At 73.1% G+C, this 18,471-nt stretch carries 22 protein-coding genes; 6 read left to right on the top strand and 16 right to left on the bottom strand.

Translation table 11 applies throughout. The features are described 5' to 3' along the window. Positions 1 to 34 precede the first annotated feature (34 nt). The 7 genes from trpM to hisI all read right to left on the bottom strand — a co-directional run bounded on the left by trpM (position 35) and on the right by hisI (position 4,892). Positions 35 to 304, bottom strand: a complete 270-nt coding sequence (gene trpM, locus SNOUR_RS48520; protein WP_079142947.1) for a tryptophan biosynthesis modulator TrpM — start codon at positions 302 to 304, stop codon at positions 35 to 37. A gap of 31 nt (positions 305 to 335) precedes the next feature. After that, the gene (gene trpC / locus SNOUR_RS28935) at positions 336 to 1,145 is read right to left on the bottom strand and encodes an indole-3-glycerol phosphate synthase TrpC (RefSeq protein WP_067352697.1); all 810 of its coding nucleotides are present in this window, start codon (positions 1,143 to 1,145) and stop codon (positions 336 to 338) included. Between the two features lie 196 nt (positions 1,146 to 1,341). Continuing rightward, positions 1,342 to 1,782, bottom strand: coding sequence for a DUF2752 domain-containing protein (locus SNOUR_RS28930; RefSeq protein WP_312634096.1), 441 nt, complete (start codon positions 1,780 to 1,782; stop codon positions 1,342 to 1,344). 127 nt (positions 1,783 to 1,909) lie between these two features. Beyond that, complete coding sequence (locus SNOUR_RS28925; protein WP_067352694.1) at positions 1,910 to 2,155, bottom strand: HGxxPAAW family protein; 246 nt, start codon at positions 2,153 to 2,155, stop codon at positions 1,910 to 1,912. Positions 2,156 to 2,240: 85 nt separating this feature from the next. Further along, on the bottom strand, positions 2,241 to 2,894 hold the full coding sequence (locus SNOUR_RS28920; RefSeq protein ID WP_067352691.1) for a TIGR02234 family membrane protein: 654 nt from the start codon (positions 2,892 to 2,894) through the stop codon (positions 2,241 to 2,243). A gap of 55 nt (positions 2,895 to 2,949) precedes the next feature. Further along, positions 2,950 to 4,485, bottom strand: a complete 1,536-nt coding sequence (locus tag SNOUR_RS28915; protein WP_067352689.1) for an anthranilate synthase component I — start codon at positions 4,483 to 4,485, stop codon at positions 2,950 to 2,952. Between the two features lie 11 nt (positions 4,486 to 4,496). After that, positions 4,497 to 4,892, bottom strand: a complete 396-nt coding sequence (gene hisI, locus SNOUR_RS28910) for a phosphoribosyl-AMP cyclohydrolase (RefSeq protein ID WP_067352686.1) — start codon at positions 4,890 to 4,892, stop codon at positions 4,497 to 4,499. A gap of 32 nt (positions 4,893 to 4,924) precedes the next feature. On the opposite strand from hisI, the gene SNOUR_RS46420 reads away from it, so the two are divergent. After that, positions 4,925 to 5,125: a hypothetical protein gene (locus SNOUR_RS46420; RefSeq protein ID WP_067352683.1), complete on the top strand. Its 201-nt coding sequence runs from the start codon at positions 4,925 to 4,927 to the stop codon at positions 5,123 to 5,125. Between the two features lie 89 nt (positions 5,126 to 5,214). After that, positions 5,215 to 5,847, top strand: coding sequence for a TIGR03085 family metal-binding protein (locus SNOUR_RS28900; protein WP_039637439.1), 633 nt, complete (start codon positions 5,215 to 5,217; stop codon positions 5,845 to 5,847). A 64-nt stretch (positions 5,848 to 5,911) separates the two neighbouring features. On the opposite strand, the gene SNOUR_RS28895 is transcribed toward SNOUR_RS28900, so the two are convergent. Beyond that, a complete protein-coding gene (locus SNOUR_RS28895) occupies positions 5,912 to 6,811 on the bottom strand; it encodes a LysR family transcriptional regulator (RefSeq protein WP_067352680.1) in 900 nt (299 codons plus the stop codon). A 95-nt stretch (positions 6,812 to 6,906) separates the two neighbouring features. Here SNOUR_RS28895 and SNOUR_RS28890 point away from each other — a divergent pair, with 95 nt between their 5' ends. From SNOUR_RS28890 to SNOUR_RS28880, 3 genes are read left to right on the top strand one after another with little or no spacing between them, the layout of a single operon-like run. Then, a complete protein-coding gene (locus SNOUR_RS28890) occupies positions 6,907 to 7,665 on the top strand; it encodes a succinate dehydrogenase (protein WP_079142946.1) in 759 nt (252 codons plus the stop codon). Between the two features lie 3 nt (positions 7,666 to 7,668). Further along, positions 7,669 to 9,615 carry a fumarate reductase/succinate dehydrogenase flavoprotein subunit gene (locus SNOUR_RS28885; protein ID WP_067352676.1) on the top strand — a complete coding sequence of 649 codons (1,947 nt, stop codon included), beginning with the start codon at positions 7,669 to 7,671 and terminating at the stop codon, positions 9,613 to 9,615. Continuing rightward, a complete protein-coding gene (locus SNOUR_RS28880; protein WP_067352673.1) occupies positions 9,612 to 10,355 on the top strand; it encodes a succinate dehydrogenase/fumarate reductase iron-sulfur subunit in 744 nt (247 codons plus the stop codon). The genes SNOUR_RS28885 and SNOUR_RS28880 overlap by 4 nt, the downstream gene beginning before the upstream one ends. 102 nt (positions 10,356 to 10,457) lie before the next feature. Here the strand turns inward: SNOUR_RS28880 and hisF are convergent, their stop codons facing one another. From hisF to hisD, 8 genes are all read right to left on the bottom strand, one after another. Further along, positions 10,458 to 11,213, bottom strand: a complete 756-nt coding sequence (gene hisF / locus SNOUR_RS28875) for an imidazole glycerol phosphate synthase subunit HisF (RefSeq protein ID WP_067352670.1) — start codon at positions 11,211 to 11,213, stop codon at positions 10,458 to 10,460. Positions 11,214 to 11,218: 5 nt separating this feature from the next. Further along, the gene (locus SNOUR_RS28870; protein ID WP_067352667.1) at positions 11,219 to 11,629 is read right to left on the bottom strand and encodes a Rid family hydrolase; all 411 of its coding nucleotides are present in this window, start codon (positions 11,627 to 11,629) and stop codon (positions 11,219 to 11,221) included. A 39-nt stretch (positions 11,630 to 11,668) separates the two neighbouring features. Next, on the bottom strand, positions 11,669 to 12,400 hold the full coding sequence (gene priA / locus SNOUR_RS28865) for a bifunctional 1-(5-phosphoribosyl)-5-((5-phosphoribosylamino)methylideneamino)imidazole-4-carboxamide isomerase/phosphoribosylanthranilate isomerase PriA (protein ID WP_039637427.1): 732 nt from the start codon (positions 12,398 to 12,400) through the stop codon (positions 11,669 to 11,671). Next, on the bottom strand, positions 12,397 to 13,077 hold the full coding sequence (gene hisH, locus SNOUR_RS28860) for an imidazole glycerol phosphate synthase subunit HisH (RefSeq protein WP_067352664.1): 681 nt from the start codon (positions 13,075 to 13,077) through the stop codon (positions 12,397 to 12,399). Before hisH ends, priA begins: the two co-directional genes overlap by 4 nt. Further along, positions 13,074 to 13,238 (bottom strand): CG2302 family histidine operon protein, encoded by a 165-nt coding sequence (locus SNOUR_RS47285; RefSeq protein ID WP_167739075.1) that lies wholly within the window; start codon positions 13,236 to 13,238, stop codon positions 13,074 to 13,076. The genes hisH and SNOUR_RS47285 overlap by 4 nt, the downstream gene beginning before the upstream one ends. An 88-nt stretch (positions 13,239 to 13,326) precedes the next feature. Beyond that, positions 13,327 to 13,932, bottom strand: coding sequence for an imidazoleglycerol-phosphate dehydratase HisB (gene hisB, locus SNOUR_RS28855; RefSeq protein WP_067352662.1), 606 nt, complete (start codon positions 13,930 to 13,932; stop codon positions 13,327 to 13,329). Further along, positions 13,929 to 15,053 (bottom strand): histidinol-phosphate transaminase, encoded by a 1,125-nt coding sequence (locus SNOUR_RS28850; protein ID WP_099055868.1) that lies wholly within the window; start codon positions 15,051 to 15,053, stop codon positions 13,929 to 13,931. Before SNOUR_RS28850 ends, hisB begins: the two co-directional genes overlap by 4 nt. Positions 15,054 to 15,088: 35 nt before the next feature. Then, on the bottom strand, positions 15,089 to 16,432 hold the full coding sequence (hisD, locus tag SNOUR_RS28845) for a histidinol dehydrogenase (RefSeq protein WP_067352656.1): 1,344 nt from the start codon (positions 16,430 to 16,432) through the stop codon (positions 15,089 to 15,091). Between the two features lie 393 nt (positions 16,433 to 16,825). Here hisD and SNOUR_RS28840 point away from each other — a divergent pair, with 393 nt between their 5' ends. Continuing rightward, positions 16,826 to 18,427, top strand: a complete 1,602-nt coding sequence (locus SNOUR_RS28840) for an oxidoreductase (protein ID WP_067352654.1) — start codon at positions 16,826 to 16,828, stop codon at positions 18,425 to 18,427. Positions 18,428 to 18,471 lie beyond the last annotated feature (44 nt).

The raw sequence follows: 18,471 nt of genomic DNA, 5'->3' as shown, positions 1-18,471 counted from the left end.
CCTCAACCAGGGCGTACCGCCCCGGAGGTCCGGTTTATCGGGATGAGGTGACGACTGCTGTGCGCAGTGACGCGCCGCCGCTACGGGGACGGCGCCTTACGCGCACGGTCCCCGGACGCCATCGCATCCCGTTGATCTGGCCCGGTTCGGAGCCGATGTGGTACCGGACCCGGCGTCCCCGGATCCGCCGGCCGGGTGCCCGGCAGCCGCGGTGCCACGAGGGCAGCGCGATCGGCGACCCCCCGCTCGAACGACGTCGCGAGCGGACGAGCTTGGCCACGGGGCGGCGGGGGGCGGCGGTCATCTCGGTCTGCCCTGTCCTCGGGTGGCCGGGGTCAGTCCCGGCCGTGCCGGATCGCCGGGTGGGAGCCGGCCGCGACCAGGTCGGCGACCGCGGTCCTGGGGTCCTTGCCGGTGACCAGCGACTCGCCCACCAGGACGGCGTCGGCGCCCTCGTTGGCGTAGGCGATCAGGTCGTGCGGGCCGCGCACCCCGGACTCGGCGACCTTGACGATGTGGTCGGGGATCTCTGGGGCGACCCGGGCGAAGGTGCCCCGGTCGACCTCCAGGGTCTTGAGGTTGCGGGCGTTGACCCCGATGATCCGGGCGCCGGCGTCCACCGCGCGCTGCACCTCGTCCTCGTCGTGCGCCTCGACCAGCGGCGTCAGCCCGATCGACTCGGCCCGCTCGATCAGCGAGACCAGCGCCTCCTGCTCCAGCGCCGCGACGATCAGCAGCGCGAGGTCGGCGCCGTAGGCCCGGGCCTCCCAGAGCTGGTAGGCGGTGACGATGAAGTCCTTGCGCAGGACCGGGATGTCCACCTTGGCGCGGACGGCTTCCAGGTCGGCCAGCGAACCGCCGAACCGGCGCTGCTCGGTGAGGACGGAGATCACCGCGGCGCCGCCCGCCTCGTAGTCGGCGGCCAGGCCCGCGGGGTCGGCGATCGCGGCCAGCGCGCCCTTGGACGGGCTGGAGCGCTTGACCTCGCAGATCACCCGGACGCCCTCGCCCTTCAGCGCGGCGACGCCGTCCTTGGCCGGTCGCGCCTTGCGGGCCCGTTCCTTGAGTTCGTCGAGGCCGACGCGCGCCTGCCGCTCTGCGAGGTCGGCGCGGACTCCGTCGATGATCTCATCGAGCACGCTCACGCGAGCGGCCTCCTATCTGAACGGTGGAGGTGGACAGCGGCCTGTGGGACTCAACCACTGCCCCGGCCGGTCCTTTGATGGTATCCGCCGCCGGGGTCAGGTCCCGCATCCGGTTGACCGTGGTCCCAGAACCTGGACGTCTCCGGGATTCCCGGTGGTTCGCCCCGGGGCCGGGCCGGGCCGCACGGCGCGCGCCTCACGGGCGCAGTCCGGCGCCGAGGGGGAGGTTGCGGACGACCGTGAAGGCCAGCAGCAGGGCGCCCAGCGCCCACCAGTGGGCCGGCCGGGGCCGCGGACCGGCGGTGGGCCGACCGCGCGCCGCCCGGGCCAGCCAGACCAGCCAGAAGAGCGCGAACGCGGCGTAGCCGGCCACCGCGGGGGCGTTGGCGGCGAGCGCCGCGAGCAGGTCGCCGTGCGCGATGGCGTGCGCGCTGCGCAGCCCGCCGCAGGCCGGACAGAGCAGGCCGGTGAGGTGCCGCAGCGGGCAGACCGGGTAGTGGCCCGGTTCGTTGGGGTCGACCACGCCGACCCAGGTGAAGGCGGCGGCCACCGCCGCCAGGGTGCCGACCGGTGCCGCGAGCCGGCGCACCGGGCCGCGGGAGACGTCCGGCCGCAGCGGGACCACGGGATCGCTCACGGTGCCGATGGTGCTACCGGACGCGAGAAGGCGCAGCTTCTCGGCCGCCGTACGGGGCACGGGCCGCGCGGCGGCACGGGCCGTACGCGGCGGGAAGCGGCGCCTTCGGGTTCCCGGCGAGCGGGGCTCAGCCCTCCTGCGGCTGGGCCTTGGCCTGCGGGGCGGGCTTGGCGGAGCGCTTGGGCTCCTGGCCCATGCCGGCCGCGCGCATCAGGCCACCCACGAGGGCACCGGCGGCGATCAGCACCATGCCCGCCCAGAAGCCGGCCACGTTGGCCATCACGATGAAGGCACCGGCCACACAGAAGCCGATGAACGCGATGATGACGCCGGTCCAGGCGGCGGGGGTGTGTCCGTGGCCACTGCTCGACATGGAGTGCTCCTCGTTGCTCTGTCGCGCCGGGGTCCGGGCGCGCGAATGTCGTCGTCCATTGTCACCGATGCCGGACGGAACCCTCTTACCGGGTGGGGTCCTCGCCGCGGTCCAGGGACTTCCAGATCTCCTCGGGGCGCTCCAGGTCCGGCGCCGCCGGGGCGCGCCGCGGGCCGCGGGCACCGCCGGGGGTGCGCTCGTACCGGCCCGACATCGCGGGCCAGGAGCGGCCGAAGACCAGGGCCAGCACCCCGGCCAGGAGCAGCAGCAGGCCGCCGGCGGCGGCCACCCAGGGCCAGGCGGTGTGGGTGACGTGATGCACATCGGCGCCGGCCAGGCCGACCGCGTCGGCGGCCTTCTCGCGCAGCGCCGAGGTGTCGGCGTTGCCGAGCGCGGCGGCGACGATGACGCCCAGGCCGCTGAGGGCCAGCAGCGCGGCTACCATGATCCGGCCGACCCGGCGGACCGCGAAGACCGCGACCAGGGCGGCCAGGCCGACCACCGCCAGCGCGCCGGGCACCCCGGTCACGTCGGCGCCGGTCACGGTGCGCGGCAGCTCGCCCTGGGCCAGCACCGCGGTGCCCCGGGCCCAGATGCGGCCGGAGGCCAGCAGCGCCAGGCCGGCGCCGGCGGCGCCGAGCAGCAGCGCCAGGGCGAGGGAGCGCTTGGCGCTGGGCGCGGGCCGGGCCGGGGTCGGGGCCGGCTCGGTGTCGGTACGGGGCTGGGGTGCGGCACTCACGCGTACCACTATCGCCTACCGGCCGGGGTGGGCCGGCGCGCGGGGGTGCGCGGGATCATTTCCCCAGGTGGTTGGCGGTGTGGACGGCGCGGAGGACGGCCGCGGCCTTGTTGCGGCACTCGGTGTCCTCGGCGACCGGGTCGGAGTCGGCGACGATGCCGGCGCCGGCCTGGACGTAGGCGGTGCCGTCGCGCAGCAGGGCGGTGCGGATGGCGATGGCGGTGTCGGAGTCGCCGGCGAAGTCCAGATAGCCCACGCAGCCGCCGTACAGGCCGCGCCGGGTCGGCTCCAGCTCCTCGATGATCTGCAGGGCGCGCGGCTTGGGGGCGCCGGAGAGGGTGCCGGCGGGGAAGCAGGCGGTGAGCACGTCGAAGGCGGTGCGGTCGGCGGCGACCGTGCCGGTGACCGTCGAGACGATGTGCATGACGTGGCTGTAGCGCTCCACGGACATGAAGTCGACGACCTCGACGCTGCCCGGTTCGCAGACCCGGCCCAGGTCGTTGCGGCCCAGGTCCACCAGCATCAGGTGTTCGGCGCGCTCCTTGGGGTCGGCCATCAGCTCGTCGGCGAGCGCCTGGTCCTCCTGGACGGTCGCGCCGCGCGGGCGGGTGCCGGCGATCGGGTGCACCATCGCCCGGCCGCCCTCGACCTTGACCAGCGCCTCGGGGCTGGAGCCGACCACGTCGAAGGGGCGGCCGTCCGCGCCCTCGAAGCGGAAGAGGTACATGTACGGGCTGGGGTTGGTGGCCCGCAGCACGCGGTAGACGTCCAACGCGCTTGCCGTGCAGGGGGTTTCGAACCGCTGGGAGGGCACCACCTGGAACGCCTCGCCGGCCCGGATGCGCTCCTTGACGTCCTCGACGGCGGCCATGAAGGCGTCGGCGCCCCACTTGCCGGTGTACGGGGGCACGGCGGACGGCGGGAGGGCCGCGGCGCCGGCGGGCGCGGGGCGGGCGAGGTCGTCGGCCATCGCGTCCAGGCGGGCCACCGCGTCCGCGTACGCCTCGTCGACGCCGGTTTCCAGGTCGTTGTGGTTGATCGCGTTGGCGATCAGCAGGACCGTGCCGCTCCAGTGGTCCAGCACGGCGAGGTCGGAGGTGAGCAGCATGGTGAGCTCGGGCAGGCCGAGGTCGTCGGTGGTGTGCTCGCCGACCTTCTCCAGGCGGCGCACGACGTCGTAGCCGAGGTAGCCGACCATGCCGCCGGTGAACGGGGGCAGTCCCTCGCCCTCGATGAGGTCGTGGGGAGTGTGCAGGGTCTCGACGGTGGCGCGCAGCGCGGCGAGCGGGTCGCCGTCGGTGGGGACGCCGACCGGCGGGGTGCCGAGCCAGTGGGCCTGCCCGTCGCGGACGGTGAGCGTCGCCGCACTGCGCACGCCGATGAACGAGTACCGCGACCACGTACGGCCGTTCTCGGCGGATTCGAGCAGGAAGGTGCCGGGGCGCTCGGCGGCGAGCTTGCGGTAGAGGCCGACCGGGGTGTCGCCGTCCGCCAGGAGGCGCCGGGTGACGGGGATGACCCGTCGGTCCTTGGCGAGCGTGCGGAAGGTGTCGAGGTCCGGTGCGGCGGTGCCGGTGGTTCCCGTGGTCATGGCAGCGGAGCCTACTGGTCGGCGGGGGTCGCGCCGGCCAGCACGTCCTCGTCGAAGCAGGTGCGGGCCCCGGTGTGGCAGGCGGCGCCGACCTGGTCGACCTTGACCAGGACGGTGTCGGCGTCGCAGTCCAGGGCGACGGACTTGACGTACTGGGCGTGCCCGGAGGTGTCGCCCTTGACCCAGTACTCCCGGCGGCTGCGGGACCAGTAGGTGCAGCGGCCGGTGGTGAGGGTGCGGTGCAGCGCCTCGTCGTCCATCCAGCCGAGCATCAGCACCTCGCCGGTGTCGTACTGCTGGGCGATGGCCGGGAACAGGCCGTCGGCGCCGCGCTTGAGGCGGGCGGCGACGGCGGGGTCCAGACCGGGGGTGGTGGGGTCGGGGGTGGTGGCGCGGCTGCTGGTCATGGGTCCATTGTGCCGTGCGGCATCCTGCTGGAATGGAACAGCAGCCGCCCCCGGACGCAGGCACGGCTCCGCGCTCTCCCGGCACCGGGGCGGGCGGTGCCGCGCGCCCCGCCGCGCCACGGCCGCCGGACCCGGACCGGGTGCCGAAGGTGGCGCTGCGGGTGATGGTGGCGGTGTTCGCGGCGGCGCTGGTGGCCGCGGTGGTGGTGGGGGTGCTGGTGCTGCGGGGGTGACGGTGTCGCACGGCGCGGTGGGGCCCCGCCCGGTGGTGACGGGGGTGTGCGCCGTGGCAGGCCGGGCGGGGCAGTCGTAGGCTGGCCGTATGTCGACCCATGCGAAGCGTGAACGGCTCCTTCTGGCCGACTTGTTGGAGAGCGCGGGCCCCGAGGCGCCGACGCTGTGCGAGGGCTGGACGACGCGGGATCTGGCCGCGCACGTGGTGGTGCGCGAGCGGCGCGCCGACGCGTCCGCGGGGATCGTGGTCAAGCCGCTGGCGGCGCGGCTCGCGCGGGTGCAGGCCGAGTTCGCGGCGAAGCCGTACGAGGAGCTGCTCCAGCTCATCAGGACCGGTCCGCCGAAGATGTCCCCGTTCGCGCTCAAGCAGGTCGACGAGGCGTCCAACACCGTGGAGTTCTACGTCCACGCCGAGGACGTGCGGCGGGCCCAGCCGGACTGGTCGCCGCGCGAGCTGGACCCGGTCTTCGCGGACGCGCTGTGGGTGCGGCTGGAGCGGGCGGCCCGGGTGCTGGGCCGGAAGGCGCCGGTGGGGGTGGTGCTGCGGCGGCCGGACGGGCAGACCGCGGTGGCGCACCGGGGCACCCCGGTGGTGACGGTCACCGGTGAGCCGGGCGAGCTGACGCTGTTCGCCTTCGGCCGGCTGGACGCGGCGAAGGTGGAGCTGGACGGGGACGAGGACGCGGTGGCGAAGCTGCGGGCGGCGCAGCTGGGGGTCTGATCCCGGGGTGCGCCGGCCCCTGACCTGGGGTGTGCCCTGAGGGGCCCGCCGTGCGGCGCGCCCCTCAGGGCATGCCGTCCGCCAGGTGTGCGCGCAGGATGCGGTCCAGTTCGCGGGCGGCGCGGGGCGGTGAGACGTCGCCGCGGTGCGCGACCGAGACCACCCGGTGCATGCCCGGGGTGGCGAACGGGGTGACCCGCAGCCCGGAGCGTTCGGCGACCATGCTGGGCACGACGGCGATGCCGAGCCCGGCCCGGACGAAGCCGAGGACGGCGTCCATCTCGCCGCCCTCGACGGTGAAGGTCGGTTCGAAGCCGGCCGCGCGGCACGCGGCGGTGGTGAATTCCCGCAGGTCGTAGCCGCGGCGGAACATCGCCAGCGGACGGCCGCGGAGGTCCTCGACGCGGATCCGGGTGCGCCGGCCGGCCACCGGTGCCGGGCGGCTCGGGGCGGAGACCACCACCAGTTCCTCGCGCAGCAGCTCCGCGGTGGCCAGCGCCGGGGCCTGGCCGGGCAGCGGGGTGATGATCAGCGCGAGGTCCAGCTCGCCGTCGGCCAGGGCCCGGACGAGGTCCTGGGAGCCGTCCTCGCTGACGATCAGGTCGACGCCCGGGTAGGTGGCGTGGAAGGCGCTCAGCACGTCCGGGACGAGGCTGGCGCAGAGGCTGGGCGGGGCGCCGAGGCGGAGCCGGCCGCGGCGCAGCTGGGCGACCTCCTGGACCTCGCGGCGGGCGGTCTCGGTGTCGGCGAGGATCCGGCGGGCCAGCGGCAGCAGGGTCTCGCCGGCGTCGGTGAGGGCGATGTGGCCGCGGGCGCGGTGGAACAGCTCGGCGCCCAACTCCCGTTCCAGGGCGCGGATCTGCTGGGAGAGCGAGGGCTGGGCGACGTGTTCGCGTTCGGCGGCGCGGGTGAAGTGGCGGGTGTCGGCCACGGCCGTGAAGTAGCGGAGCTGCTGCAACTGCATAAGAGGAATATAAAGCAGTGATAGGGACAGCCTATGGAGATCAGCTGGACCATGTCTTGGACCGATCGGGTCGTTCGGCCCTAGCGTCCGGAGTCATGGCACTGGCAACGCGGACGGACCGACGGCCGTCGAATCAGCCCAGCGCGCGGCAGCGCTCCCCCCGGGGCGGCGGTCGGGCGACGGGTGGGCGCACCCTGTGGGACAGCTCCGTCGGCAAGAAGACGGTCATGGCCGTCAGCGGCGTGATCATGCTGCTGTACCTGGTCGCCCATGTGATCGGCAACCTCAAGATCTTCTTCGGTCCCGGGGAGTTCAACCACTACGCGCACTGGCTGCGCACCGTCGGCGAACCCTTCATGCACTACGAGTGGACGCTGTGGCTGGTCCGCGTCGTGCTGATCGTCGCCGTGGTCGCGCACGCCGTCTCCGCGTATCAGCTCAGCCGCCGCGACATCAGGGCGCGCCCCACCAGGTACGTCCACAAGAAGCCCCGGGCGAGTTACGCCACCCGCACGATGCGCTGGGGCGGGATCATCCTCGGCCTGTTCATCGTCTGGCACATCCTCGACCTGACCACCGGCACCGTGCACCCGGGCGGCTTCCAGCCGGGCCACCCGTACCAGAACGTCGTGGACACCTTCTCCACCTGGTACGGCAACGTCATCTACCTCGTCGCGATGCTCGCCCTCGGTCTGCACGTCCGGCACGGCTTCTGGAGCGCCGCGCAGACCCTCGGTGCCGGCGGCCGGAGCCGCGACCGCCTCCTGAAGACCGTGGCGAACCTGCTCGCGCTGGTGCTGACCGCGGGCTTCATCGCCGTCCCCGTCGGCGTCATGACCGGATTGGTGAGCTGACCCATGACCTACTCCGACTTCGCGACCGGGGAGCCGGTCGCCGACACCACGGCACCGGCCGGCCCGATAGCCGAGCGCTGGGACACCCGGCGCTTCGAGGCCAAGCTGGTCAACCCGGCCAACCGCCGCAAGCACACCGTCATCGTCGTCGGGACCGGACTGGCCGGCGGCTCGGCCGGCGCCACCCTGGCCGAACAGGGCTACCACGTCGTCCAGTTCTGCTACCAGGACTCGCCGCGCCGGGCCCACTCCATCGCCGCGCAGGGCGGCATCAACGCGGCGAAGAACTACCGCAACGACGGCGACTCCGTCCACCGTCTCTTCTACGACACCGTCAAGGGCGGCGACTTCCGCGCCCGCGAGTCCAACGTGCACCGGCTCGCCCAGGTCTCCGTCGAGATCATCGACCAGTGCGTCGCCCAGGGCGTCCCCTTCGCCCGCGAGTACGGCGGCCTCCTCGACACCCGCTCCTTCGGCGGCGTCCAGGTCTCCCGCACCTTCTACGCCCGCGGCCAGACGGGACAGCAACTGCTGCTCGGCGCCTACCAGGCGCTCAGCAGGCAGATCGCGGCGGGCAACGTCGAGATGCACCCGCGCACCGAGATGCTCGACCTGATCGTCGTCGACGGACGGGCGCGCGGCATCGTGGCGCGGGACCTGATCACCGGGAAGATCTCCAGCTACTTCGCCGACGCGGTGGTGCTGGCCTCCGGCGGCTACGGCAACGTCTTCTACCTGTCGACGAACGCCATGAACTCCAACGCCACCGCGGTCTGGCGGGCGCACCGGCGCGGCGCGTACTTCGCCAACCCCTGCTTCACGCAGATCCACCCGACCTGCATCCCGCGCACCGGCGACCACCAGTCCAAGCTGACGCTGATGAGCGAGTCGCTGCGCAACGACGGCCGGATCTGGGTCCCGAAGGCGAAGGGCGACACCCGCCCGGCGAACGAGATCCCCGAGGACGAGCGCGACTACTACCTGGAGCGGATCTACCCGTCCTTCGGCAACCTCGTGCCCCGTGACATCGCCTCCCGCGCCGCGAAGAACGTCTGCGACGAGGGCCGCGGCGTCGGCCCCGGCGGACAGGGCGTCTACCTCGACTTCGCCGACGCGATCGAGCGCATGGGCCGCAAGGCCGTCGAGGCCAAGTACGGCAACCTCTTCGACATGTACCAGCGGATCACCGACGAGGATCCGTACCGGGTGCCGATGCGCATCTACCCGGCCGTGCACTACACGATGGGCGGGCTGTGGGTCGACTACGACCTGCAGACCACCGTCCCGGGCCTGTTCGCGATCGGCGAGGCCAACTTCTCCGACCACGGCGCCAACCGGCTGGGCGCCAGCGCCCTGATGCAGGGCCTGGCCGACGGCTACTTCGTCCTCCCGTCCACCATCAACGACTACCTGGCGCGCAACCCGCACCAGGAGACCGTCACCGCCGACCACCCGGTGGTGACGGAGGCGCTGGCCGAGACCGAGGACCGGCTGAACCGGCTGCTCGCCGTCGACGGCGACCGCACCCCGGACTCCTTCCACCGCGAGATCGGCGAACTCATGTGGGAGTACTGCGGGATGGCCCGCACCGACGAGGGCCTGCGCAAGGCGCTGGACCGGATCCCGCAGATCCGCGAGGAGTTCTGGCGGCGCATCAGGGTGCCCGGCACCGGTGAGGAGTTCAACCAGTCACTGGAGAAGGCCAACCGCATCGTCGACTACCTGGAGCTCGCCGAGCTGATGTGCCTCGACGCGCTGCACCGCCGCGAGTCCTGCGGCGGCCACTTCCGGGAGGAGTCGCAGACCCCCGACGGCGAGGCCGCCCGCCGCGACGAGGAGTTCTCCTACGCCGCCGCCTGGGAGTTCACCGGCACCGGCGCGGCCCCCACCCTGCACAAGGAAGACCTGGTCTTCGAGTACGTCCACCCCACCCAGCGGAGCTACGCATGAAGCTCACCCTGCGCGTCTGGCGGCAGCGGAACGCCGACGCCGACGGCGCCATGTCCACGTACGAGGTGGACGGCGTCTCCCCCGACATGTCCTTCCTGGAGATGCTCGACACCCTCAACGAGGAACTCATCCTCACCGGCGAGGACCCGGTCGCCTTCGACCACGACTGCCGGGAGGGCATCTGCGGGGCCTGCTCGCTCGTCATCAACGGCGACGCGCACGGCCCGGAGCGGACCACCACCTGCCAGCTCCACATGCGGTCCTTCGAGGACGGCGACACCATCGACGTCGAGCCGTGGCGGGCCGCGGCCTTCCCGGTCGTGAAGGACCTGGTCGTCGACCGCTCGGCGTTCGACCGGATCATCCAGGCCGGCGGCTACGTCACCGCGCCGACCGGGGCCGCCCCCGAGGCGCACGCCACGCCGGTGCCCAAGCCGGACGCCGACTTCGCCTTCGAGCACGCCGAGTGCATCGGCTGCGGCGCCTGCGTCGCGGCCTGCCCCAACGGCGCGGCGATGCTCTTCACGTCCGCGAAGGTCAACCACCTCAACGTGCTGCCGCAGGGCGCGCCGGAGCGCGCGTCCCGGGTGCTGGACATGGTGGCCCAGATGGACGAGGAGGGCTTCGGCGGCTGCACCCTGGCCGGCGAGTGCGCCACCGCCTGCCCCAAGGGCATCCCGCTGTTCAGCATCACGAAGATGAACCGGGAGTTCCTCCGGGCGGCGCGCAAGGGCCGCTGAGCGCACCGCCCGCCCGGCCGACCACCGGGAACGCGACGGGCCCCCTCCGCGGGACGCGGCGGGGGCCTCGTGCGTGCCGTCGGCGGGCGCCGGGCGCGCCGGTCACCGCACCGGGTGGCCGGCCTCCCGCAGCGCATCCTTGACCTGGCCGATGCGCAGGTCGCCGAAGTGGAAGACGGAGGCGGCCAGCACGGCGTCGGCGCCGGCCGCCACGGCGGGCGCGAAGTCGGCGAGCCTGCCGGCGCCGCCGGAGGCGATCACCGGCACGCTCACGTGCCTGCGGACCGCCTCGATCATCTCCACGTCGTAGCCGTCCTTGGTGCCGTCGGCGTCCATGGAGTTCAGCAGGATCTCCCCGGCGCCCAGCTCCGCGGCGCGGTGCGCCCACTCGACGGCGTCGATCCCGGCCGAGCGCCGGCCGCCGTGCGTGGTGACCTCGAACGTCCCGGCGGCGGTACGGCGGGCGTCCACGGACAGCACCAGCACCTGGCTGCCGAAGCGCTCGGCGATCTCCTTGATCAGCTCCGGGCGGGCGATCGCCGCGGTGTTGACCCCGACCTTGTCGGCGCCGGCCCGCAGCAGCTTGTCGACGTCCTCCGCGGTACGCACCCCGCCGCCGACGGTCAGCGGGATGAAGACCTGCTCGGCGGTGCGGCGGACGACGTCGTAGGTCGTCTCGCGGTTGCCGGAGGAGGCGGTGATGTCGAGGAAGGTCAGCTCGTCGGCGCCCTCCTGGCCGTAGACCTTCGCCATCTCGACCGGGTCCCCGGCGTCGCGCAGGTTCTGGAAGTTGACGCCCTTGACGACGCGGCCGTTGTCGACGTCCAGGCAGGGAATGACGCGGACCGCCAGGGTCATGTCGTTCAGCCCTCTCGCTCGGTTTCCGGGGACAGGTCCCGGAACGCTTCTAGTTCTACTTCCACCAGGACGCGGGAGTCGACGAAGCCGGAGACCACGACCACGGTCGTGGCGGGCGGCGCGGCTTCGAACAGCTCGCGGTGGGCGCGGGCGGCGGCGTCCGCGTCGCGCAGGTGGGTCAGGTACATCCGGGTGCGCAGCACCTCGGCGACGCCCACCCCGAAGGGTTTGAGCGCCGCCAACGCGTTCCCGAAGGCGACCTTGGTCTGGACGTAGGGGTCGCCCTCGCCCTGGAGGACGCCGCCGACCAGCGGCATGGTGCCGGCGACCAGGACCCGGTCGCCGGCCGCCACCGCACGCGCGAAGCCAATGGTCTCTTCCCAGGGACTGTCGGTCCGTACGCGCTCGATGCTCATCACGCCGCCTCCCATGTGGCCGGTTGCGGCACCCGCGGTCTACGACACGGCCGCCAGTGCCTCTTCGAGGGTGAACGCCTTCGCGTAGAGCGCCTTGCCGACGATGGAGCCCTCGACACCCTCCGGCACCAGCGCGGCGATCGCCCGCAGGTCGTCGAGGGAGGAGACGCCGCCGGAGGCGACGACCGGGCGGTCGGTGGCCGCGCAGACGTTCTTCAGCAGCTCCAGGTTGGGGCCCTGGAGCGTGCCGTCCTTGTTGATGTCGGTGACGACGTAGCGGGCGCAGCCCTCGGAGTCCAGGCGGGCCAGCGTCTCGTAGAGGTCGCCGCCGTCGCGGGTCCAGCCGCGGCCGCGCAGGGTCGTGCCGCGGACGTCCAGGCCCACCGCGATCTTGTCGCCGTGCTCGGCGATGATCTTGGCGACCCACTCCGGGTCCTCCAGCGCCGCGGTGCCGATGTTGACCCGGGTGCAGCCCGTGGCCAGCGCGGCGGCCAGCGAGTCGTCGTCGCGGATCCCGCCGGACAGCTCGACCTTGATGTCCATGGAGCGGGCGACCTGGGCGATCTGCGCGCGGTTGTCGCCGGTGCCGAAGGCGGCGTCCAGGTCGACCAGGTGCAGCCACTCGGCGCCGGCCGCCTGCCAAGCCAGCGCGGCCTGCAGCGGGTCCCCGTAGGAGGTCTCCGAGCCGGACTCGCCGTGCACCAGGCGGACGGCCTGGCCGTCGCGGACGTCGACGGCGGGCAGCAGTTCAAGCTTGTTCGCAGCGTTCACAGCGTTTCGATCCAGTTGGTGAGGAGCTGGGCACCGGCGTCGCCGGACTTCTCGGGGTGGAACTGGGTGGCCCACAGCGGACCGTTCTCGACCGCGGCCACGAACGGCTCGCCGTGCGTGGACCAGGTGACCTTGGGGGCGGCGAGGGCGGCGTTGCCGATCTCCAGCTCCCAGTCGTGGACCGCGTAGGAGTGCACGAAGTAGTAGCGGGCGTCGGCGGGCATCCCCGCGAACAGCCGCGAGCCCTCGGCGGGGCGGACGGTGTTCCAGCCCATGTGCGGGACGACCTCGGCCTTGAGCGGGCCGACCGTGCCGGGCCACTCGTCGAGGCCGTCGGTCTCCACGCCGTGCTCGATGCCGCGCCCGAAGAGGATCTGCATGCCGACGCAGATGCCCATCACCGGGCGGCCACCGGACAGCCGACGGCCGATGACCCAGTCGCCGCGGGCCTCCTTCAGCCCGCGCATGCACGCGGCGAACGCGCCGACGCCGGGCACCAGCAGCCCGTCGGCGTTCATCGCGGTGTCGTAGTCGCGGGTGATCTCCACGTCCGCGCCGACGTGTGCCAGGGCGCGCTCGGCGGACCGGACGTTGCCGAAGCCGTAGTCGAAGACGACGACCTTCTTGGCGGCCTTGCCCGCGGACTGCCGCCCGGGGGACTGCTGCGCGGCGCTCAATTCCACACCTCCAGTCGCAGCACCCCGGCCACCAGGCACATCGCCGAGGCGATGGCCATCAGGGTGATCACGCTCTTGGGGATCTGCTGCTTCCAGAACGAGTAGACCCCGCCGAGCAGGAAGAGGCCCACGAGGATGAAGACGGTGGACAGGCCGTTCACTGCGTCCTCCGGTTCGCTTCTCCGCCCACGCGGCGCAGAGGTGCGGGCATCGTGTTCGTCTGCGGCCCGGCGGCCGCGCGTGCGACGCTCACAGAGCCCCCTTCGTGGAGGGCAGGATCCCGGCGGCCCGCACGTCGCGTTCGCTGGCGTAGCGCAGGGCCCGGGCGAGCGCCTTGAACTGGCACTCCACGATGTGGTGGGCGTTGCGGCCGTACGGGACGTGGACGTGCAGCGCGATCTGGGCCTGGGCGACGAACGACTCGAGTATGTGCCGGGTCATCGTGGTGTCGTAGGTGCCGATCATCGGCGCCATGTTCTCCGGCTCGGTGTGCACCAGGTAGGGGCGACCGGAGAGGTCGACGGTGACCTGGGCCAGCGACTCGTCCAGCGGGACGGTGCAGTTGCCGAAGCGGTAGATGCCGACCTTGTCGCCGAGCGCCTGCTTGAAGGCGGCGCCGAGCGCGAGGGCGGTGTCCTCGATGGTGTGGTGGGTGTCGATGTGCAGATCGCCGTCGGTCTTGACCTTGAGGTCGAAGAGGCCGTGCCGGCCGAGCTGGTCGAGCATGTGGTCGTAGAAGCCGACGCCGGTCGAGACGTCGACCTGGCCGGTGCCGTCGAGGTCGATCTCGACCAGCACCGTCGTCTCCTTGGTGGTGCGCTCCACGCGCCCCACGCGGGCGGTATCCCCGCTCATCGCTTGTTCTCCTTCAGGCTGCGTTCTTTGAGCACCGCGCGCACCGCGTCCAGGAACGCGTCGTTCTCGGCCGGGGTGCCGGCGGTGACCCGCAGCCAGCCCGGTACGCCGTTGTCGCGGACCAGCACGCCGTGGTCGAGGATCGCCTGCCAGACGGCGTGCGCGTCGTCGAAGAGGCCGAACTGGACGAAGTTGGCGTCCGACGCGACGACCTGGCAGTCGAGCGCGCGCAGTTCGGCGACCAGGCGGTCCCGCTCGCCCTTGAGCTGCGCGACGTACCCCAGGAGCGTATCGGTGTGCTCCAGGGCGGCGAGCGCGGTGGCCTGGGTGACGGACGAGAGGTGGTACGGCAGCCGGACCAGCTGGACGGCGTCGACCACGGCCGGGTCGGCGGCGAGGTAGCCCAGCCGGAGCCCGGCGGCGCCGAACGCCTTGGACATCGTCCGGGAGAGCACCAGGTTCGGCCGGCCCTCGATCAGCCGCAGCAGCGACGGGTGGTGGCTGAACTCGACGTACGCCTCGTCGACCACCACCAGCGCCCCCGCGGTGTCCGCCCGGGCGGCCTGCGCCGCCTCGTACAGCGCGAGGACGGTGTCGGCCTCGACGGCGGTGCCGGTGGGGTTGTTGGGCGAGCAGACGAAGACCACGTCGGGGCGGTGCTCGGCGATGGCCGCCCGGGCCGCCTCGACGTCGATGGTGAAGTCGTCGTTGCGCGGGCCGGAGATCCAGCCGGTGCCGGTGCCGCGCGAGATCAGCGCGTGCATGGAGTACGACGGCTCGAAGCCGAGCGCGGTGCGGCCGGGGCCGCCGAAGGTCTGCAGCAGCTGCTGGAGGACCTCGTTGGAGCCGTTGGCGGCCCACACCTGCTCGGTGGTGACCTCGTGGCCGGCGGTGCGGGTGAGGTAGGCGGCCAGCGCGGTGCGCAGCTCGATCGCGTCCCGGTCGGGGTAGCGGTTGAGGTGGCGGGCGGCCTCGGTCACCCGCTCGGCGATCCGCCGCACCAGCGGCTCGGGGAGCGGGTAGGGGTTCTCGTTGGTGTTGAGGCGCACCGGGACGTCCAGCTGCGGCGCGCCGTAGGGGGACTTGCCGCGCAGCTCGTCCCGGATGGGGAGCTCGTCCATACGGGACACCGGGGAGTTCTTGGTCACGTGCCTGCTCACTTGCTCTGGGGGACCGTCCAGTCGAACCTCGCCTTGATCGCCGCGCCGTGGGCCGGGAGGTCCTCGGCCTCGGCGAGGGTCACCACATGGTGGGCGACCTCGGCCAGCGCCTCCCGCGAGTAGTCCACGACGTGGATGCCGCGCAGGAACGACTGGACGGACAGGCCCGAGGAGTGGCAGGCGCAACCGCCGGTGGGCAGGACGTGGTTGGAGCCGGCGCAGTAGTCGCCGAGGGAGACCGGGGCGTGCGGGCCGACGAAGATCGCGCCGGCGTTGCGGACCCGGGCGGCGACCGCGGTGGCGTCGGCGGTCTGGATCTCCAGGTGCTCGGCGCCGTAGGCGTCCACCACCTTCAGGCCCTCGTCGAGGCCGTCGACCAGGACGATCGCGGACTGCCGGCCGGACAGCGCCGGCACGATGCGGTCCTCGACGTGCTTGGTGGCCTCGATCTGCGGGGCCAGCTCCTTCTCGGTGCGGTCGGCCAGCTCCTCGGAGTCGGTGACCAGGACCGCGGCGGCCATCGGGTCGTGCTCGGCCTGGCTGATCAGGTCGGCGGCGACGTGGACCGGGTCGGCGGTGCGGTCGGCGAGGACCGCGATCTCGGTGGGCCCGGCCTCGGAGTCGATGCCGATCCGGCCCTTGAGGAGGCGCTTGGCGGCGGCGACGTAGATGTTGCCGGGGCCGGTGACCAGGTTGACCGGGGCGCACTCCTCGGTGCCGTACGCGAACATCGCGACGGCCTGGGCGCCGCCCGCGGCGTAGACCTCGTCGACGCCGAGCAGGGCGCAGGCGGCCAGGATCGTGGGGTGCGGCAGCCCGTGGAAGGACGGCTGCGCCGGGGAGGAAGCCTGCGGCGGGGAGGCGACGGCCAGCGAGCCGACGCCGGCCTCCTGGGCGGGGACGACGTTCATGACGACGGAGGAGGGGTAGACCGACCGGCCGCCGGGGACGTAGAGGCCGACCCGCTCGACCGGGACCCAGCGTTCGGTGACCGTGCCGCCGGGCACCACCTTGGTGGTGACGTCGGTGCGCCGCTGCTCGCGGTGGACGATCCGGGCGCGCCGGATGGACTCTTCCAGGGCGGCGCGGACCTTCGGGTCCAGCGCGTCGAGGGCCTCGGTGAGGGCCTCGACCGGGACCCGGACCCGCTCGATCTCGACACCGTCGAACCGCCGCCCGTAGTCGATCAGCGCCGCGGTGCCGCGATGGCGTACGTCCTCGCAGATCGGCCGCACCTGCTCCAGGGCGGCTTCCACGTCGAACTCGGCACGGGGCAGCAGGTCGCGCAGGGCGGCGCCCTCGGGGAGGGCGGCGCCACGCAGATCGATTCGGGAGATCACTCCCCCAGTGTCTCAGACCCGCCGATGCCGCCGAGCGCCCGTATCACTCAGTGATACGCAGTGACACACGGGCCGGACCGCCGCGGGACCGGTCCGCGAAGTTGACCGGAGTTGGCCCTGACCACGCGTGTTCAACCGGTCACCGGGCGGGCAAGGGGTCGGTGCGGGCGTACCGGGAGGCCCCCGGGGCGGGCACCGGAGCGCCCGCCGGGACACGCCCGAACAGGTATCGCGACCGGATGCCGGCCGTCCGGGGCGCGGGCCCCGGCCGCCGGACGCCCGGAGCCGGGCGACCGCCGCACCGCAGCACCGCACGGCGACCACCGGACGACCAGCGATCGACCACCACAGGCGGCCTGCCGGCAGGCACCGCGAGAGCGAGGGGGAGCCACAGTGACCGGAGCCAGGGACGGCGACGCGCCCGCCGACCTGCGACTGACGTCCGCGGAGTGGAGCATGTGGCAGGCGTTCCGCAACGGCAGCACCTGCAACCTCAGCAGCGGCGAGCCGTCCCGGGACGACCCGCACGGGCAGCACCTGTGGGGCCCGGAGCGCCGGGTCCGGGCCCGGGTGGTGGCGCTGCTGCTGCTCGACGGCCCGCCGGCCCAACCGGGCCGGGTGTCCGGGCTGAAGCTCACCGGTGCGTACATCACGGACACTCTCGACCTTGCGGGCGGCACGATCAAGCCATTCGTCGAGCTGCGGGACTGCCGCTTCGAGGCCGAGGTGCTGCTGCCGGAGAGCCGCTTCACCACCCTGCGGATGGTGAACTGCGCGATACCCCGGCTGGAGGCGGCCCGGCTGCACACCGAGGGCGATCTGCACCTGCCGCGCTGCGTGGTGCACTCCGGGATCCGGCTGACCGACGCGCACATCGGCACCGATCTGATGCTCAATCAGGTAGTGGTGCACAAGGACCGGCAGGGCCGCTCGATCATGGCGGACGGGATGACCGTCGCCCAGGACCTCCAGGCGGAGATGCTGGAGTCCTACGGCGAGCTGTCGCTGCGCGGCGCCACCGTCGGGGTGTCGCTGAGCCTGCGCGGCAGCCATCTGAGCAATCCGTTCGGCCGCCGGGCGCTGAACGCCCCCCAGCTGACCGTCGAGCGGACCCTCTACCTCACCGCCGCGGGCCTGGCCAACTCCCCGTTCTCCAGCGGCGCCACACCCCCGTACGGGATCACCCACACCCCCGCCCGCGGCACCCGGATGCAGCGCTTCGAGTGCGAGGGCGGGGTGCGGCTGGACGACGGACGGTTCGGGGACGCGGTGGACCTGGAGCACGCCCGGTTCATCATGGAGTCCGACCAGGAGCTGTCGCTGCGCCGCATCCAGACGCCGGAGCTGCGGTTCCTCGGCGAGCGCCCGCAGCGCGGCCGGGTGATCCTCTCCGGCGCCAGGGTCGTCAACCTCGTCGACAAGTCGGCGAGCTGGCCCGGACTGGGCGGGCTGATGATGGCCGGCTTCTCCTACGAGACGCTGATCCCGCGCGGCCACTTCCCGCTGGCGCTGCGGCTCCAGTGGGTGGCCGCGGCGACCCCGGAGTACGCACCCGAACCGTACGAGATGCTGGCCGCCTCGCTGCGCGCGATGGGCGAGGACGCGGACGCCCGGGAGGTGCTGCTGGCCAAGCAGCGGCGGCGGCGCGAGACGCTGCCGCTGGCGGCGAAGGCGTGGGGCTTCCTCCAGGACTGGACGGTGGCCTACGGCTACCGCCCGGGGCGGGCCACGGTGTGGATGGCGATCCTGTGGGCGATCGGCACCGCGTACTTCGCCTCGTACCCGCCGCCGCCCCTCAAGCACGACGAGGCGCCGCCGTGGAACCCCTACCTGTACTCCCTGGACCTGCTGCTGCCGGTGATAGACCTCTATCAGGGCGGCGCGTGGAAACCGGGCGGCGCCGCCCAGTGGGTGGCGGCGGTGATGATCATGGCCGGGTGGGTGTTGGCGACGACGGTCGCGACCGGCGCGTCCCGGTTGCTGCGGCGGCAATAGGGTCGTTTTCCGGGGGCGGGCACGCCCGGCGGGACCCGGCGGAC

The sequence above is a fragment of the Streptomyces noursei ATCC 11455 genome (assembly GCF_001704275.1).
Taxonomy (GTDB): domain Bacteria; phylum Actinomycetota; class Actinomycetes; order Streptomycetales; family Streptomycetaceae; genus Streptomyces; species Streptomyces noursei.
Note: the sequence above shows the minus strand (reverse complement) of the source record. Positions and strands in the feature narration are given on the sequence as shown.

What these genes read in the sequence shown, in the direction of transcription:
- SNOUR_RS28880 (WP_067352673.1), top strand. Translation starts at nt 9,612, where the DNA reads ATGAAGCTCACCCTGCGCGTCTGGCGGCAGCGGAACGCCGACGCCGAC.
- hisB (WP_067352662.1), bottom strand. Translation starts at nt 13,932, where the DNA reads ATGAGCGGGGATACCGCCCGCGTGGGGCGCGTGGAGCGCACCACCAAG.
- SNOUR_RS28885 (WP_067352676.1), top strand. Translation starts at nt 7,669, where the DNA reads ATGACCTACTCCGACTTCGCGACCGGGGAGCCGGTCGCCGACACCACG.
- SNOUR_RS46420 (WP_067352683.1), top strand. Translation starts at nt 4,925, where the DNA reads ATGGAACAGCAGCCGCCCCCGGACGCAGGCACGGCTCCGCGCTCTCCC.
- SNOUR_RS28900 (WP_039637439.1), top strand. Translation starts at nt 5,215, where the DNA reads ATGTCGACCCATGCGAAGCGTGAACGGCTCCTTCTGGCCGACTTGTTG.
- hisF (WP_067352670.1), bottom strand. Translation starts at nt 11,213, where the DNA reads ATGACCCTGGCGGTCCGCGTCATTCCCTGCCTGGACGTCGACAACGGC.
- SNOUR_RS28925 (WP_067352694.1), bottom strand. Translation starts at nt 2,155, where the DNA reads ATGTCGAGCAGTGGCCACGGACACACCCCCGCCGCCTGGACCGGCGTC.
- SNOUR_RS28890 (WP_079142946.1), top strand. Translation starts at nt 6,907, where the DNA reads ATGGCACTGGCAACGCGGACGGACCGACGGCCGTCGAATCAGCCCAGC.
- hisI (WP_067352686.1), bottom strand. Translation starts at nt 4,892, where the DNA reads ATGACCAGCAGCCGCGCCACCACCCCCGACCCCACCACCCCCGGTCTG.
- trpM (WP_079142947.1), bottom strand. Translation starts at nt 304, where the DNA reads ATGACCGCCGCCCCCCGCCGCCCCGTGGCCAAGCTCGTCCGCTCGCGA.
- SNOUR_RS28915 (WP_067352689.1), bottom strand. Translation starts at nt 4,485, where the DNA reads ATGACCACGGGAACCACCGGCACCGCCGCACCGGACCTCGACACCTTC.
- SNOUR_RS28850 (WP_099055868.1), bottom strand. Translation starts at nt 15,053, where the DNA reads ATGGACGAGCTCCCCATCCGGGACGAGCTGCGCGGCAAGTCCCCCTAC.
- SNOUR_RS28870 (WP_067352667.1), bottom strand. Translation starts at nt 11,629, where the DNA reads ATGAGCATCGAGCGCGTACGGACCGACAGTCCCTGGGAAGAGACCATT.
- SNOUR_RS28895 (WP_067352680.1), bottom strand. Translation starts at nt 6,811, where the DNA reads ATGCAGTTGCAGCAGCTCCGCTACTTCACGGCCGTGGCCGACACCCGC.